This window comes from Paraburkholderia aspalathi (assembly GCF_905220735.1).
GTDB lineage: Bacteria > Pseudomonadota > Gammaproteobacteria > Burkholderiales > Burkholderiaceae > Paraburkholderia > Paraburkholderia aspalathi.
In genome coordinates, this window is record NZ_CAJNBA010000002.1 from 769,722 (window position 1) to 784,584 (window position 14,863).

The window sequence follows — 14,863 nt, forward strand, 5'->3', positions numbered from 1 at the left end:
GATTCAACGCCCCGCGCCCTGGGTCGCCTGGCGACGCACGTCGCGCGTGACGGGCGCTTCGTCGAGATGCCGAAACACCCATGCGGACACCAGCGTGATGACGCCCACGCACACGAAGCTCAGGCGGAACCCGAGCGCCGCCGATCCCCATTGTGCCGAGAAGAGATTTACCAGGCCGCCGCCGATCGAGACACCCAAGCCGATCGCCAGCATCTGCACCATCGAAAAAAGGCTGTTGCCGCTGCCGGCATCTTCATGCGAGAGGCCTTTGAGCGTGACGCTGTTCATCGCCGCGAATTGCATGGAGTTGGCGCCGCCGAACACCGCCAGAATCACGATCTCGACGATGAGCGGCGTACCCCGCGTAATCAATGCAAACGCAACGATCGCCGACCCCACGATGATCGTGTTGACGAGCAGGAACGTGTCATAGCCATAGCGGCGCACGAGCGGCGCAATCCAGCGTTTGGTGAGGGTGCCGACAAGTGCGGCAGGCAGCATCATCAGGCCGGAATGCAGCGGCGTGTAGCCGAGTTGCAATTGCAGCAGCAACGGCACGAGAAACGGTACGGCGCTCGAGCCGATGCGGCACACCAGGTTGCCGATCAGACCGACGCTGAAGTTCGGTTCGCTAAAGAGCGAGAGTTTGAAGAGCGGATTGTCGCGGCGCTTTGCGTGCGGAATGTAGGCGAGCGCGCTGACCACCGCGAGCGCGAAGAGACCCGCCGACCATGCCGCGCGATGCGTCGCGACCGGCGCCTCGACGGCGAGCGAAAACGCGATCATGCACAGGGACAGCAGCCCGCAACCGACAAAGTCGAACGGCGGCGCCTGGGTTTCGCCATGCGCCGGCAAAAACCGCTGCACTGCGTAGAGACCGATCGCGCCGATCGGCACGTTGATCAGAAAGATCCAGTGCCACGTGATGGCCTCGACGAACCAGCCGCCGAGCGTCGGACCGGCGATTGGGCCCAACTGGCCGGCAATCGAAATGAACGCGAGCGCCGATACGTATTGCTCGCTCGAGACGCTGCGCAGGACTGCGAGCCTTCCGATTGGCAGAAGCATCGAGCCGCCCAGTCCTTGCAGGACCCGCGCCATCACCAGTTGGCCGAGCGTATGCGCGCTCGCGCAGCAGATCGATCCGAGCACGAATATCAGAATCGCCACGAAATAGACGCGCCGCGTGCCGAAGCGGTCGGCGAGCCAGCCCGATGCGGGGGTGAGCATCGCCATGGTCAGCGTGTAGGCAACCACGATCGGCTGCATCGCGAGGGGCGCGACGTGCAGGCTGTTCGCAATCGACGGCAACGCGGTGTTGACGATGGTCGTGTCGAGCGACTGCATGAAAAAGCCGGCGGCGACAATCCAGAGCAGTGCGGTCTGGGCGGAATCCTTGTTCATGTTCAATTGAGCTGCGGGGGCGGCGGGGCGGATGGACCGGCGGGCCGAGCTCGGAGCGATCGTTGGGGGGATTCCGTCATGATATTGACATCCTCGTCAATCGGGAACCCCACTAGGCTTGTTGACTGTTATCGACTTTGCCGATGACCAGGGCCACAATGACGCATGCTCAATCCCATCTGGCTCAAGACCTTCGCGACAGTCGCGGCCTGCCATAGCTTTACCGAGGCGGGGCGGCAGCTCGATCTCACGCAGTCGAGCGTTAGCGAACATATCCGCCGGCTCGAACAGAGCGTCGGGCGGCGCCTGTTCGTGCGCGACACCCATTCGCTCGCGATGACCCCGGACGGCGAGGCCATGCTCGCCCATGCTACCGTGATCCTGCAGGCGCTCGCGCGGGCCGAATCGCAGTTTCGCGCGCCGCGCCTGAAAGGGCGCGTGCGGCTCGGTTCATCGGACGACGTCGCGCTCGGGCCCCTGCCCACGGTGCTGGCGGCGTTTCGCGACGCGCATCCCGACGTCGAATTGGAAATTACGATCGGTATGACGGGCAAGCTCTATGAATTGCTGGACGCCGGTTCGATCGATCTGCTGGTCGGCAAGCGGCGTCTGGGCGACCGGCGCGGCGTGCCGCTTTTCACGGGGCGGCTGGAGTGGCTGGCGCGCACCGGCACGCTGGTCGATCTCAGCCAACCGTTGCCGCTGATTCTGGTCGCCGAGCCGAGTGTGACGAGGGCGGTGGTGCTCGACGCGCTCGCCGAAGCCGGCTTTAGCTGGCAGGTGGTGTGTACGAGCAGTAGTCATTCGGGCTGCATTGCGGCCGCGCGCGGTGGGCTCGGCATCACGGTTCGTCCGCAGTATCTGGCCGCGCGAGGCCTGACGCCGCCGCTTAACGCGGCCAGTCTGCCGACGCTGCCCTCGGTGGAATTTATCGCGCTGGCCGCCAAGCGGCTAAGCCGTCCGGCGGGCACGTTGCTGCAATTGCTGCACGACAGCGATTTGCGCGGCTCGTGGATTGGTGAGTGAAACCGTGCGGGAGTGGCTAGCCTGACTTGAAGCAGTGTCCGCACTCAAGCGGGCAAGGCCGCTGCCAACGCGTCGAACTCCGCACCCCACGCCGTGCGCCATGCGTGGCGTGTCGCTTCGTCTATCCATGCGCCGTCGATGCCGTTCAGCATGAACTGCCGCAACTCGGCAATGCTGAAGCCGAAGTGGCTATACATCAATTGCCATGCTTCGCTTGGCGTCACTTTGTGCAGCGTCGGGTCGTCGGTGTTCGGGTGAATTTTCAGGCCCAGATCCGGCATGCGTCGCATTGGATGCTGTTCGGCCCAGACTTCCGGGGCGAGTGTGCGCAAATAGTAGGAGTTGGTCGGCACCACGGTGAACACGATGCCCCGTTCCGCGTATTGGGCCGCCAACTGCGGGTTATCGACGATCGTATAGCCGTGATCGATCCGGTCGCAATGCAGCAGGTCCACGGCCGTCTCGACATTGCGCCACGGCATGCCGAATTCGCCTGCATGCGCGGTGGTTTTGAAGCCGGCGTTGCGCGCATTGCGGTACGCCTTCCAGAACAACTCAGGCGGCCGGTTGTTTTCGCGGTAGTCGATACCGAGGCCCGCCACTTCGTCCGCGCGATGCGCGCACATCCAGTCGACCAGTGCGACCGCTTCGTCGGGATCGGCTTCGCGGTCGATGCTCGGGATCAGTCGTGCGCTGATGCCGAAGTCGCGCGCGGCGTCGCGAATCGCGGTGACGATGGCTGCTTGCGCATCCGCATAGGGAATCTTCGAGACCCGCACCGTGCCGGTAGGATTCCAGAAGAATTCGCTATGACGCACCTGGTGCGCGGCGGCGTCAGCGAGATATTCGTAGGCGATGCGATGCAGATCGTCCGCATGTGTGAGCAGATGCTCGTCGAGTGCGCGCAGCACACGCAGCACGCCGACGGGTTTTTCGCCGCGCGTATAGAACGCGTCGATTTCGTCGCGATCGATCGGCGCGTTGCTCTTTTCGGCGAGCGCGATAAAGGTCTCGTGACGCACCGCGCCCAGCAGGTGGCAATGCAATTCGACCTTCGGCAGGGCCGTGAAGAAGGCGCGATGGGCTTCGGTGAGCGTAATGCCAAGGCGCGATGCGGGCACGTTGCCCAATGTCTCTTTCATGTCGGTATGGTTTTCGGTAGTGCGTAAAACTCGACGCTGATTCAGTTTAGTGCGAATGCAGGATAACAATGTGCGGCAAAGTCGGGTGACCGGGGTGCTCGGGTGCAAATTTCAATGCGGCTTCACCACGGTATAGAAGTAATAACCGAGCGGTACAGCCAACACATAGAGACCCCACGGTACTTCACGGAAACGTCCGGCGAGCAGCTTGACGAGCACGTAGCAGAGCAGGCCGCCCGCAATGCCGGTGCCGAAACTGTTCGACATCAGCGTGAGCAGCACCATCGAAAGAACGGGCAGCGAGTCGCTGAAGTCGTCGAAATGCGTATGGCGAATCGTGCTGAACATCGACAGTCCGATCAGGATCAACGCGGGTGCGGTGGCTTCTTTCGGAATGGCCAGCGCGACCGGTACGAACAGCAGCATCAGCGCGAACATCGCGGCGGCCGCGAGCGAAGAAAGGCCCGTACGTCCACCCGCTTCAACACCTGCTGCGGATTCCACCAGCGCCGTGAGCGCCGGAATGCCGAACACCGGACCGAGCGTCGCCGCAATCGAATCGACGAGAAACGGGCGGTTGATGTTTGGCAGATTCGCGTTTTCGTCGAGCAGATCCGCTTTGGCGCCGACCGCGAGCGTGGTGCCGAGCGTCGAGAAAAACTCGGCCGCGAAGAACACGAACAGATACGGAATCGCGGCCACGCTCAAGGCGCTCGCAATGTCGAGCTTGAACGCAATCGGCGCGATGCTATGCGGCCACGACAGAAACGACGCAGGCATATGCGTGACGCCGAGCGGCACACCGGCGGCGGCCGCAATCAGGATCGCCCACAAGATCGCGCCGGGCACGCGGCGGCCTTGCAGCACGACAGCCGCGCCAAGGCCGATCAAGGCGACCAGGGTGCCGGGCCGCGAGAAATCGCCGAGCGCAAGCGCATTGGTTTTCGCGTTGGCGATCACCATCCCGGCATTGCGGAAACCGAGCACCGCGATGAACAAACCGATCGAGGCGCCGAGCCCCAGCTTGATTTGCGCCGGTATCAGCCGCACCACGAGACTGCGCGCGCCCACCAGCGTCAGGATCAGGAACAGCACGCCCGACACGAAGGCGATGCCCAAGCCCGTTTGCCACGCGACATGCTCGCCTGCGAGCGTAATGCCGAGAATCACCGAGCCGCCGATGCCGGGCCCCACCAGAAACGGCAGATTCGCATACAGCGCCATCAGCACCGTACTCAGCACGAACACCAGAATCGTTGCGGTCGTCGCCGCGCCACGATCCATGCCGCCCGCTGACAGCAGCGACGGAATCACTACCAGCAGATAGGCGGCCGCGAGAAACGACGTGATGCCGGCGATCGTTTCGATACGCACGCTGGTCTTGCGTTCGGCGAGCGCGAAACGCTGTTCGAGCCAGCCGCCACGCGCCGTGGTTGCCGGGTTGTTTGCTGTCGGCATTGAAGATTCGTTATTGATCAATTGATTCATCCTGTAACCAGCCATTTATACTGCTGCGCATTGCGTCGATGCATTGCTCTCCATGACCGACCGTTCGTCCCTCTTGCCCGCGCTCACGCTGCGGCAAATTCAGTACTTCGTGACGCTTGCGCATGCACGCAGTTTCACGCAGGCCGCGCAGTCGCTCGCCTTGACGCAGCCTGCGCTGACCGCGGCGATCCGGCAGATCGAGTTCCTGCTCGGCGGCCCGTTGTTCGCGCGCTCCGCGCATCGGCTGACGCTCACGCATGCGGGCGCCAGCGTGTTGCCGCTCGCGGAGCGTCTGCTCAATCAGGCGCGCGGCACCTTCGACGATATGGCGAGCACCTTCGCCGAACGCGTGCAGACGGTGCGCATCGGGCTGATTCCGTCGGCTGCGGCGCGCCTGTTGCCCGCGCTCACCTTGTTGCGCGCAAAGCAGGCGTCGCTGCGTTTTACGCTGAACGATATGCCGAACACCGCCTTGATCGATGCCGTGCGGCAAGGGGCAGTCGATTTCGGCGTGGGTGTGCACGAGCCCGATGCGGCCGCGGCGGACAACGACGGCGAAGCCGCGTTGCGCTACCAGGACCTGTTCGAGGATCAGATCGTAGTGGTGGTGCGGCGCGACGATCCGCTCGCGCAGAAAAAGACCCTTGCGTGGGCGAAGCTGGTGGGCCGCGATCTCGCGGTGTTCGTGCGCGGCAGTGTCAGCGACGCGTTGCAACGCACCGGCGGGGCCGAAGGTCTGCAACTGACGGTCGCCTACCGCGTCGAGTACACCGAGCCCTTGTACGAACTCGTGCGCAACCGTCTGGCGATTGCGGTGCTGCCCAGTCTCTACACCATGCATCTGCACGACACGGAACTGGTCGCGTTGCGCCTCGACAAGCCGCGCGTCACCCGTTCGATCGCACTGATTTCGCTGGCCGGCGACGATCGCGGCCCGCACGTGCGTGCGTGCCGCGAATGGCTCGCCGCGCATATCTGATGCAACGCAGACGGTATGCATGACCGTTGCCGAGCCTTTCACGGGTTCGCGGGCTCGCCGGATCACGGCAGCGTGGCGAGCCGTGCGCGCAAGGCGGCATAAAAACCGTCCGCGTCGACTTCGGTGATCCAGGTCGCGTTCGGCTTGCGGCCGCTATGTCCGCTCCAGTCGACCACGGTTTCACCGAGCGTCCATTCGCCGACTGTCTCGATCATCACGTTGACCTCGCGTCCCTTGAACAGGGACGGCTCGATCAGGTAGCCCGTCGCGCAGGGGTCGTACATGGGCGCTTCTTCAATGCCCCGGCGTCCCTTCTGATAAGTGACTTCCGCGGCCATGATATCGGCAGCCATCGCGCCGCAGCGATTACCGAGCGCGCGAATCGGCGCGATCCGGGCCGGCGTGATCGGCGCTTTCACGGCGACGTCGCGCGGCAGCACGACGATCGGCACACCGCTCGCAAACACGACTTGCGCGGCCTGCGGGTCGACGTAGATGTTGAACTCGGCCGCGGGCGTGATGTTGCCGCGCTCAAAGAAGGCGCCGCCCATCAGCACGATTTCGCGGATGCCGTTGCGGATCTCCGGCACTTCGGTGAACGCGGTGGCGAGGTTGGTCAACGGCCCGAGCGCGCACAGCGTCACGCTACGCGGCGGCGCCGCGCGCAAGGTGTCGATCAGAAAAGCCACCGCGTGCTGCGACGCGAGAGGCGCGAGCGGTTCATGCAGCGGCACGCCCTCGAGACCGGTCTTGCCATGCACGTTGGCGGCCGTGATCAGTTCGCGCGTGAGCGGGCGCGGGCAGCCGGCGTAGACCGGCAGCGATTGCGTGCGCTCGGCCCAGTCGCGCACGATACGAGCGTTGCGTTCGGTGAGGTTGAGCGGCACGTTGCCCGCGACTGTCGTGATCGCGCGCACGTCGAGCCGGTCGCTCGCGCCGAGCGCGAACAGGATCGCAATCGCGTCGTCCTGACCGGGATCGCAATCGATGATCACGCTGCGGCGCGCGCCGCTTTGCAAAGCGGAGGCGTTTGAAGAGGCCGTGCCACTGGCCGCGTCAGCCGCTCCGGGGCCACTTGCAGCGGCGGCCAGCATCGGCCACGCCGAGGCGCCCGCAGCCAGTCCCACGGCCGTGCGCAAAAACGCGCGACGGTTCTGCGTTGGATCGAAGGCGTTCATCATTGTCAGAACACGTGGCGCATGCCGACCGTCGTGATCATCTGACGGATGCCGGTGGATCGCGCATAGGCAAAAATCTGCGCGTGTTGCGCGTCGCCAGCAGCTTGCTGCGCGATCACCGTCAGCGCGACGTCGGTGCGTTTCGACAGGAAATAATCGGCTTGCAGATTGACCTGATGCCATTTGGGGCTCGTGTTGATCACATCGTATTTGCCGTCAGTGAAGGCATACGCTGCGCCGAGAACGAGCGCGGGCGTCACGTGGTAATTCAGGTTCAGGTTGTAGTTCTGCAAACGCAGATGCGAACCGTCGAGATAATCGTAGCGGACATCGGTGAAAAGCGCTGCAAATTGCGCGGGGCCGACCGTATAGAAGCCGCCGGTGCCGAAGATGCGCTGCTTGCTCGCGTACGCAGCCGGATGCAGCGCGCTCTTCGCGAAGATCAGCAGCGACGACGCGTAGTCGTTCGAAATCGCGCCGTCCGGATTGGTCGCGCTAAACGGGTTGTTGTACTGCGCGTAGACCACGCTCCACTTCAGCGGGCCATTCTCGTAACCGGCACCGAAGCTGTACGCATTGTTGTTGGCGAAACCGGTGGCGTTGCTGAAGCCGTATTCGGCCGTGGCCTTCAATCCACGATAGTCGGGCGTCACGTACTTCACCGCATTCTGCACGCGGATGTCGTTATAGCCGTTGTCGTTGTCGCCGATGTTCACGCCGTTGCTCGCGATGATCACCGGGCCGACGTAGTCGTGCACCGTGTCGTACTGACGGCCGAAGGTCAAGGTACCGTACTTCTTGCTGGCGAGCCCGACGAACGCCTGCCGGCCGAATTCGCGGCCGTTTTGCGACGCGGTGCCGGTCATCACGTTAAAGCCGTTTTCCAGCTGGAAGATCGCGGTCGTGCCGCCGCCCAGATCTTCGACGCCCTTCAAACCCCAGCGCGGGTTCTGGTTGGTCCCCGAGAGTGCCTGCCACGCGTTCTTGCCGCCCTGATTCGTCGCATAGCCGACGCCCGCCGAAATCAGGCCATACAGCGTCACGCTGCTTTGCGCATGGGCGGCGCTGGAGAGCGCGCCGACGATCGCGAGAGGGGCGAACTTGAGTAGTTTCATCGTGGTCCAGTAGCGGGAAAGGAGAGCGCCGAGCGGAGGGCGCATTCGAACTGGGCTCGACTATACGAAGCCGTCGGCTATAAAAATAATGTTGTTTTCTTATAGTTCTATAAATTTAATCTATTCAACGAGCCCCCCGGTGGCCGCCGGAGGGCCGATGCCTGCTGAGCCCAAGCGTCCTTATCGCCTGTAATGGCATCGTTGCCGGGCCTCGGGCGATTCTGTATGGTGGATCATCGATCTACCCCATGAGACTCCGAATGACGTCCGCAACAGACCCGCTTTTGCAACCGCTTTCGCAACCGATTCGCTCCGATGTCCTGATTGTCGGCGCCGGGCCCGTCGGCCTTTTCGCCGCTTTCGAAGCCGGTGTAATCGGCCTGTCGTGCCAGATCGTCGATGGGCTCGACAAGGTGGGCGGGCAGTGCATCGAGCTCTATCCGGACAAGCCGATCTACGACATTCCCGCGATTCCCTCGTGTACCGCGCGCGAACTGGTCGAGCGTTTGATGGCGCAATGCAAACCGTTCGATGTGCCCATCCATCTTGAGCAAAAGGTCGAGTCGGTCGAGCAGCGCGACGACGGGCGCTGGACCGTGCGCACTGACCATGGCCTCGTATTCGACGTAGCCGCAATTCTGCTTGCCGCCGGCAACGGTGCGTTCGTGCCACAAAGACTGGCGCTGGCCGAAGCCGTGCCGCTGGAATCGCGTCACGTGCACTACAGCGTGCAACGTCTCGCCGATTTCGCTGGCAAGACAGTCGTGGTGGCCGGCGGCGGCGATTCCGCGCTCGACTGGGCGCTGGCACTGCGCAAGGTCGCGCGGCGCGTGACGTTGGTGCATCGTCGCAACGGCTTCAGTGCAGCCGATTCAAGCGTCGAGTCGATGCGGCGCGCAGTCGAGGCAGGGGAGATGGACTTCATCGTCGGCGCGATTTCGGGGCTCAACGTCGAGGGCGATACGCTGAAATCGATCGCGCTGCGGCATATCGAAGGCGAAACGCAGCTCGACACCGAGCACCTCGTCGTGCTGTACGGCCTGGTTGCCGATCTCGGACCGATCGCGCAGTGGAATCTGTCGATTCACGGCGGCCGCGTCGACGTGGATACCTCGAACTACGAGAGCTCGCGGCCCGGCATCTTCGCGGTCGGCGACATCGCCAACTATCCGAACAAGCAGAAGCTGATTCTGTCCGGTTTTCACGAGGCGTCGCTGGCGCTGCGCAAGGCGTACACGTACGCTTTTCCGGAGAAGAAACGGGTGCACGTCCATTCCAGTTACGACGCGAAGCTGGCGGAAAAGGTCGGCGCGGCGGGCTGACCGGGCTACACCGTCGGGTTACCGCGGGCGGCGGTGTTCCGCGGTCCGTCCCACGAACAGCGGCCCGCGCGGCAGATTTGCCTGGACATTCCTCGTATTTGTCCGCGAATTTACAATTCTGATTTTCACAAATTCGCACTTTACAGTATCTGACTGTGCAGATATATTCCTTTTCAACCATCGAGGAACTGCACATGGAGCACTACACCCCGGAGAGTTTCGGTTTGACAAACAGCGTGGGATTCGCCATCAACAAGGCGCGCAACGTGTTGATTACGGAAATGGACGCCGCGCTCAAGGATCTGGATATCACCAGCCAGCAAATGGGCATCCTGCTGTCGTTGCGTCAGGACATTGCGGCCACGCCGTTCGAGTTGTCCAAACATCTCGGTATCGACACGGGTTTGATGACACGCATGCTCGACAAGCTCGAGACCAAAGGTCTGCTCGAGCGCTCGCGCAGCATCGAGGACCGGCGCGTCGTCAATCTGAAGTTGACGAAGGCAGGGGAGGTCGTTGCGGCGCGTCTGCCGCAGATTGCGCCGACGGTGCTGAACGCGCGTTTGAGGAAATTCACCAAAACCGAATTTGAGGAATTGCGCCGCCTGCTGAACAAGTTTCTCGAAGACTAGCAAGCACGAGGCAAACAGCGCTGCGAACGATTGCAGCCATTTTTTTACCCTAATATCTGACAGGTCAGCAAATGATATTGCAGCTAAATAGGCAGGCAGCCAGGTCACGCATCGCGAAGGCGGGCGTGACGGCAATCTTCGCGGCCACGCTGTCGGCTTGCGTGAACTATGCCGGCATCTCGAGCGACAAACAGATGGCGCAGCCGCAGACCTACGCGACGCAACAAAGCCTCCCCGCGGATCACGGCCATTGGCCCGCCGCCGATTGGGCCGATCAGTTCGGCGACGCGCAACTGAAGGCCTTGCTTGTGGAAGCGCTGAAGGGCAATCCGTCGATTGAACAGGCCCGGGCACGCGTTGCCGCGGCCGCTGCGTATAGCGACACGGCAAAGGCCAGCACGATGCCGAAAGTCGGCGCCACCTATTCGTTCACGCGCCAGCAGTATTCGGGCACGGCGCTGGTGCCGCCGCCTTATGGCGGTTCATGGCAATCGGAGAACCAGGGCCTGTTATCCGCTTCCTATGATCTCGACTTGTGGGGCAAGAATCGCGAGGCGCTCAAGGCCTCGCTGTCTCAACTGCAGGCGAGCGAGGCGGATGCCGAAGTCGTCAGATTGTCGCTGACGTCCGCAACGGCACGGGCCTATAACCAGCTCGCCCGTCTGTACGCGTTACGCGACATCGCGCAGCAGGAGGTCACGCAACGCGAGCAGATCGACCGCATCACCGCCGGCCGCATTGCAACAGGGCTCGACACCCAGGTCGAGCGCAAGACGGCGCAAGCGAACCTCGCCACGAGTCGCGCGACGTTGGCGTCGCTCGACGGCAGCATCCTCACCACCCGTTATCAACTGGCCGCCTTGCTTGGCGCCGGCCCGGACCGTGGCCTCGCGATTGCGCGCCCAACGCTCGGAATCGGTGACGAAGTAAGTCTGCCGGACAACCTGCCTGCCGACCTGGTGAGCCGTCGTCCGGATATGGTCGCCGCCAGATGGCGCGTCGACGCGCTCACGCATGACGTGAAGGAAGCCAAGGCTGAGTTCTACCCCGACATCAATCTGAGCGCTGCGATTGGTCTCGACGCCTTCGGCTTCGGACGCTTCCTGACCGCAGCGAGCCGCACGGCATCGGCGGGTCCTGCGATCCATCTGCCGATCTTCGACGGCGGTCAGTTGCGCGCGCAACTGAAGGGCCGGTATGCCGACTTCGACTATGCCGTCGCGACGTATAACCAGACGCTCGTCACCGCGCTCTCAGAAGTCGCGACGCAACTCGCGCAAATCCGTTCGACCGATGAGCAACTGGGCGACGCGCAAGCCGCCCAGGAAGCCGCCCGCGGCGCCGATCAATTGGCGCTCACGCAGTACAAGGCCGGTCTTACGAATCAGCTGACGGTACTGAATGCCGACACCACGGCGCTCGCTGCCGACCAGCAGGTCGCGAATCTGAAGATGAACCGTCGCGATCAGCAGATTGCGCTGGCTGCTGCACTGGGCGGCGGCTATACCGACAACGCCGATTCGAGTGCACAGGGCAGCGTGGCCGCGTCGGCAACCCCGGCCAGTTCGGCCACTTCGGCCACTTCGGCAGTACAAACCAACCCCGTCGTCGCCACCCGCTAAGACGCCATCGCGACGCTTTCACTTTCTGTCAGGACCCACAAAATGAGCGATACGATCACCACCAACCGCGAGACGGCGGACGCGGACCAGCCCCAGCAGGTGCGGGCGCCTGCGAAGCGCAAGCTGCTGCTTGCCTTGCTGGCCGCCACCGTCGTGTTGGCCGGCGCGGGTTACGGCGCCTACTACATCACGAACGGCCAGTACCATCAGTCGACCGACGATGCCTACGTCAACGGCAATCTTGTCCAGCTGACGCCGCAAGTGAGCGGCACCGTGGTGGCAGTGAATGCCGACGACACGCAGATCGTCAAGCAGGGCGCACCGGTTGTGACACTCGACAACGCCGATGCGAAAGTCGCGCTGTCGAACGCCGAAGCGACGCTCGGCCAGACCGTGAGACAGGTCAGCGGTCTCTACGTGAACAACGATTTCTACGCCGCGACCGTCGCGCAACGTCAGTCCGATCTCGCGCGCGCCGAAGACGACCTCAAGCGCCGCCAGGCCGTTGCCGAAACGGGCGCGGTATCCGGTGAGGACATCGCCCATGCGCGCGACGCCGTGAGCTCCGCACAAGCCGCGCTCGACGCCGCTCGTCAGCAGGCCGCAGCTAACCACGCGCTGACCGACCGCACGTCGGTCGAACTGCATCCGAACGTGCAGGCCGCCGCCTCGAAAGTGCGCGACGCGTACCTGAGTTACGCGCGCAACACGTTGCCCGCGCCGGTCACGGGCTATGTGGCGCGCCGCTCGGTGCAGGTCGGTCAACGCGTGGCGCCGGGCACGCCGTTGATGGCGATCGTGCCGCTCGGCGGTGTGTGGGTCGATGCGAACTTCAAGGAAGGCCAGTTGAAACACATGCGCATTGGCCAGCCAGTCACGCTGACCGCCGATGTATATGGGTCAAGCGTCAAGTATCACGGCCACGTGGTCGGTTTCTCGGCGGGTACGGGCGCCGCATTCGCCGTGTTGCCCGCGCAGAACGCGACCGGCAACTGGATCAAAGTCGTCCAGCGTCTCCCGGCGCGAATCCAGCTCGACCAGAACGAACTCAACGCGCATCCGCTGCGGATCGGCCTGTCGATGCAAGTGGATGTCGAAACGCGTGACGAGTCGGGCACCCAACTGGGCGCGGCAATCAACACCACGTATCGCACGGACGTGTTCGCCCAGTACGGCGCCGACGCCGACGCCGAGATCGCCAGGATCATCGCGCAGAACATGCCATCGGCACGTGCTGTAGCGGCAAGCGCGACACCAAAGAACGCAGCACGGATAGCAGGTTGAACGGGCGATCTCCTGACGCCCGTTTTTTTAACCAATTAGCTGACAAGTCAGACATTAGCCTTCTTCGATAGGTGACGAAATGAATGGATCGCCCAACGCCGCAGCGCTCCCGCCTCTGACCGGCGGCAAGCTCGTGCTGGCGACGCTTGCCGTGGCATTGGCCACGTTTATGAACGTGCTTGATTCATCGATCGCGAACGTCGCGATTCCGACCATTGCGGGCAATCTTGGTGTGTCGGTGGACGAGGGGACGTGGGTGATCACGCTGTTCGCCGCGGCCAACGCGATTGCGATTCCGTTAACGGGCTGGCTCACGCAGCGCGTCGGGCAAATCAAACTGTTCGTGTGGGCAATTCTGTTGTTCGTCCTCTCGTCATGGTTGTGCGGCATAGCGCCGACGCTGCCGGTACTGCTCGCGGCGCGGATCGTGCAGGGTGCGGTGGCGGGGCCGTTGATTCCGCTGTCGCAAGCGATTCTGCTCGGCTCGTATCCGCGGGAAAAGAGCTCGCACGCTTTGGCGTTGTGGGCCATGACGGCGACGGTCGGCCCCATCGCCGGTCCGGCGCTCGGCGGCTGGATTACCGATAGCTACTCGTGGTCATGGATCTTCTACATCAATATTCCGGTAGGCCTCTTTGCAGCAGGCGTGACCTGGGCGATCTACCGCACGCGCGAAACCCCGACCAAGCGCTTGCCGATCGACAAGATAGGGCTGCTCTCGCTGATCGCATGGGTGGGCTCGCTGCAGATCATGCTCGACAAGGGCAAGGACCTTGACTGGTTCAATTCGCCCGTGATTGTCGCGCTGACCGTATTCGCGGCGATCAGTTTTCTGTTCTTTCTGATCTGGGAGTTGACCGAAAAGAATCCGATCATCGACTTGCGATTGTTTGGAGGGCGTAATTTTCTGGGCGGCACAATTGCGATTTCGGTGGCGTACGCGGTGTTCTTCTCCAACCTTGTTCTGTTGCCGCAGTGGATGCAGGAGTATCTGAGCTACCGGTCGGTGGACGCCGGTCTGGCTACCGCGCCGCTTGGCGTTTTTGCTGTAATTCTTGCTCCGGTAATGGCGAAGATCATGCCGAAGTCGGATGCGCGCGTGTTGGCAACGTTGGCGTTTCTCGGGTTCGCCGGCGTGTTTTTCATGCGCTCGCATTACACGACGGGCGTGGATACGTGGACCTTGGTTTTACCGACTCTGCTGCAAGGTATTCCGACCGCATTGTTCTTTGTGCCGCTGACGGCGATCATTCTTTCCGGCCTCACCCCCGACAAGATTCCGGCCGCCGCGGGATTGTCGAACTTTGCGCGGGTGTTTGCGGGAGCAGCGGGAACGTCGCTTGCTACTACGGGTTGGAATGACCGCACGATCTTGCATCATGCGCAGCTGGCCGAGCAGACAAGTGTGAACAATCCGACGTTCACTTCCGCGCTGGACGCCGCGCAAGCGGCGCTGGGCGGAAGCGCTTCTCAGGCGATGGCGTTCTTCGAACAGTCGATGAACGCACAGGCTGCGATGCTCGGTCTGAACGATATTTTCTGGCTTTCCGCCGTGATTTTCGTGGTGATCATTCCGTTGATCTGGTTGACGAAGCCGGACAAGGCCAGCGCGGCAGCGGCGGCTGGCGCTGGGGGGCATTGAGGGTCGAGTTCCGCGGCGTGGTCGTCGTT

12 protein-coding genes are annotated in these 14,863 nt (G+C 62.9%); 7 read left to right on the forward strand and 5 right to left on the reverse strand.

The window, feature by feature from the left end:
• Positions 1-3 precede the first annotated feature (3 nt).
• A complete protein-coding gene (locus KHO30_RS14200; protein WP_211701327.1) occupies positions 4-1,404 on the reverse strand; it encodes a DHA2 family efflux MFS transporter permease subunit in 1,401 nt (466 codons plus the stop codon).
• 165 nt (positions 1,405-1,569) lie between these two features.
• Between KHO30_RS14200 and KHO30_RS14205 the strand changes: the two genes are divergently transcribed.
• A complete protein-coding gene (locus KHO30_RS14205; protein WP_093644923.1) occupies positions 1,570-2,430 on the forward strand; it encodes a LysR family transcriptional regulator in 861 nt (286 codons plus the stop codon).
• 44 nt (positions 2,431-2,474) lie between these two features.
• Here KHO30_RS14205 and add read toward each other — a convergent pair whose 3' ends face one another.
• Complete coding sequence (add, locus tag KHO30_RS14210; RefSeq protein ID WP_211701328.1) at positions 2,475-3,572, reverse strand: adenosine deaminase; 1,098 nt, start codon at positions 3,570-3,572, stop codon at positions 2,475-2,477.
• A 111-nt stretch (positions 3,573-3,683) separates the two neighbouring features.
• Positions 3,684-5,030 carry an NCS2 family permease gene (locus KHO30_RS14215; RefSeq protein WP_211701329.1) on the reverse strand — a complete coding sequence of 449 codons (1,347 nt, stop codon included), beginning with the start codon at positions 5,028-5,030 and terminating at the stop codon, positions 3,684-3,686.
• An 82-nt stretch (positions 5,031-5,112) separates the two neighbouring features.
• On the opposite strand from KHO30_RS14215, the gene KHO30_RS14220 reads away from it, so the two are divergent.
• Positions 5,113-6,039 carry a LysR family transcriptional regulator gene (locus tag KHO30_RS14220; RefSeq protein WP_054039623.1) on the forward strand — a complete coding sequence of 309 codons (927 nt, stop codon included), beginning with the start codon at positions 5,113-5,115 and terminating at the stop codon, positions 6,037-6,039.
• Between the two features lie 62 nt (positions 6,040-6,101).
• Here the strand turns inward: KHO30_RS14220 and KHO30_RS14225 are convergent, their stop codons facing one another.
• Both KHO30_RS14225 and KHO30_RS14230 read right to left on the reverse strand, forming a co-directional pair.
• Positions 6,102-7,220: a nucleoside hydrolase gene (locus KHO30_RS14225; protein ID WP_244864031.1), complete on the reverse strand. Its 1,119-nt coding sequence runs from the start codon at positions 7,218-7,220 to the stop codon at positions 6,102-6,104.
• A gap of 2 nt (positions 7,221-7,222) precedes the next feature.
• The gene (locus tag KHO30_RS14230; protein WP_211701330.1) at positions 7,223-8,332 is read right to left on the reverse strand and encodes a porin; all 1,110 of its coding nucleotides are present in this window, start codon (positions 8,330-8,332) and stop codon (positions 7,223-7,225) included.
• Positions 8,333-8,592: 260 nt separating this feature from the next.
• Here KHO30_RS14230 and KHO30_RS14235 point away from each other — a divergent pair, with 260 nt between their 5' ends.
• From KHO30_RS14235 to KHO30_RS14255, 5 genes are all read left to right on the forward strand, one after another.
• Entirely contained in the window at positions 8,593-9,654 is a 1,062-nt protein-coding gene (locus KHO30_RS14235; RefSeq protein WP_211701331.1) for an NAD(P)/FAD-dependent oxidoreductase, read from the forward strand.
• Between the two features lie 194 nt (positions 9,655-9,848).
• Positions 9,849-10,286, forward strand: a complete 438-nt coding sequence (locus KHO30_RS14240; RefSeq protein WP_211701332.1) for a MarR family winged helix-turn-helix transcriptional regulator — start codon at positions 9,849-9,851, stop codon at positions 10,284-10,286.
• Between the two features lie 71 nt (positions 10,287-10,357).
• The gene (locus KHO30_RS14245; protein WP_211701333.1) at positions 10,358-11,908 is read left to right on the forward strand and encodes an efflux transporter outer membrane subunit; all 1,551 of its coding nucleotides are present in this window, start codon (positions 10,358-10,360) and stop codon (positions 11,906-11,908) included.
• A 42-nt stretch (positions 11,909-11,950) separates the two neighbouring features.
• Positions 11,951-13,192 carry an HlyD/EmrA/EmrK family protein gene (locus tag KHO30_RS14250; RefSeq protein WP_211701334.1) on the forward strand — a complete coding sequence of 414 codons (1,242 nt, stop codon included), beginning with the start codon at positions 11,951-11,953 and terminating at the stop codon, positions 13,190-13,192.
• A gap of 79 nt (positions 13,193-13,271) precedes the next feature.
• The gene (locus KHO30_RS14255) at positions 13,272-14,834 is read left to right on the forward strand and encodes a DHA2 family efflux MFS transporter permease subunit (protein WP_093644909.1); all 1,563 of its coding nucleotides are present in this window, start codon (positions 13,272-13,274) and stop codon (positions 14,832-14,834) included.
• The last annotated feature ends 29 nt before the right edge of the window (positions 14,835-14,863 follow it).

Bases quoted from the DNA above. Each gene is read 5' to 3' on its own strand.
- KHO30_RS14200 (WP_211701327.1), bottom strand. From the start codon at position 1,404: ATGAACAAGGATTCCGCCCAGACCGCACTGCTCTGGATTGTCGCCGCC.
- KHO30_RS14205 (WP_093644923.1), top strand. From the start codon at position 1,570: ATGCTCAATCCCATCTGGCTCAAGACCTTCGCGACAGTCGCGGCCTGC.
- add (WP_211701328.1), bottom strand. From the start codon at position 3,572: ATGAAAGAGACATTGGGCAACGTGCCCGCATCGCGCCTTGGCATTACG.
- KHO30_RS14215 (WP_211701329.1), bottom strand. From the start codon at position 5,030: ATGCCGACAGCAAACAACCCGGCAACCACGGCGCGTGGCGGCTGGCTC.
- KHO30_RS14220 (WP_054039623.1), top strand. From the start codon at position 5,113: ATGACCGACCGTTCGTCCCTCTTGCCCGCGCTCACGCTGCGGCAAATT.
- KHO30_RS14225 (WP_244864031.1), bottom strand. From the start codon at position 7,220: ATGATGAACGCCTTCGATCCAACGCAGAACCGTCGCGCGTTTTTGCGC.
- KHO30_RS14230 (WP_211701330.1), bottom strand. From the start codon at position 8,332: ATGAAACTACTCAAGTTCGCCCCTCTCGCGATCGTCGGCGCGCTCTCC.
- KHO30_RS14235 (WP_211701331.1), top strand. From the start codon at position 8,593: ATGACGTCCGCAACAGACCCGCTTTTGCAACCGCTTTCGCAACCGATT.
- KHO30_RS14240 (WP_211701332.1), top strand. From the start codon at position 9,849: ATGGAGCACTACACCCCGGAGAGTTTCGGTTTGACAAACAGCGTGGGA.
- KHO30_RS14245 (WP_211701333.1), top strand. From the start codon at position 10,358: ATGATATTGCAGCTAAATAGGCAGGCAGCCAGGTCACGCATCGCGAAG.
- KHO30_RS14250 (WP_211701334.1), top strand. From the start codon at position 11,951: ATGAGCGATACGATCACCACCAACCGCGAGACGGCGGACGCGGACCAG.
- KHO30_RS14255 (WP_093644909.1), top strand. From the start codon at position 13,272: ATGAATGGATCGCCCAACGCCGCAGCGCTCCCGCCTCTGACCGGCGGC.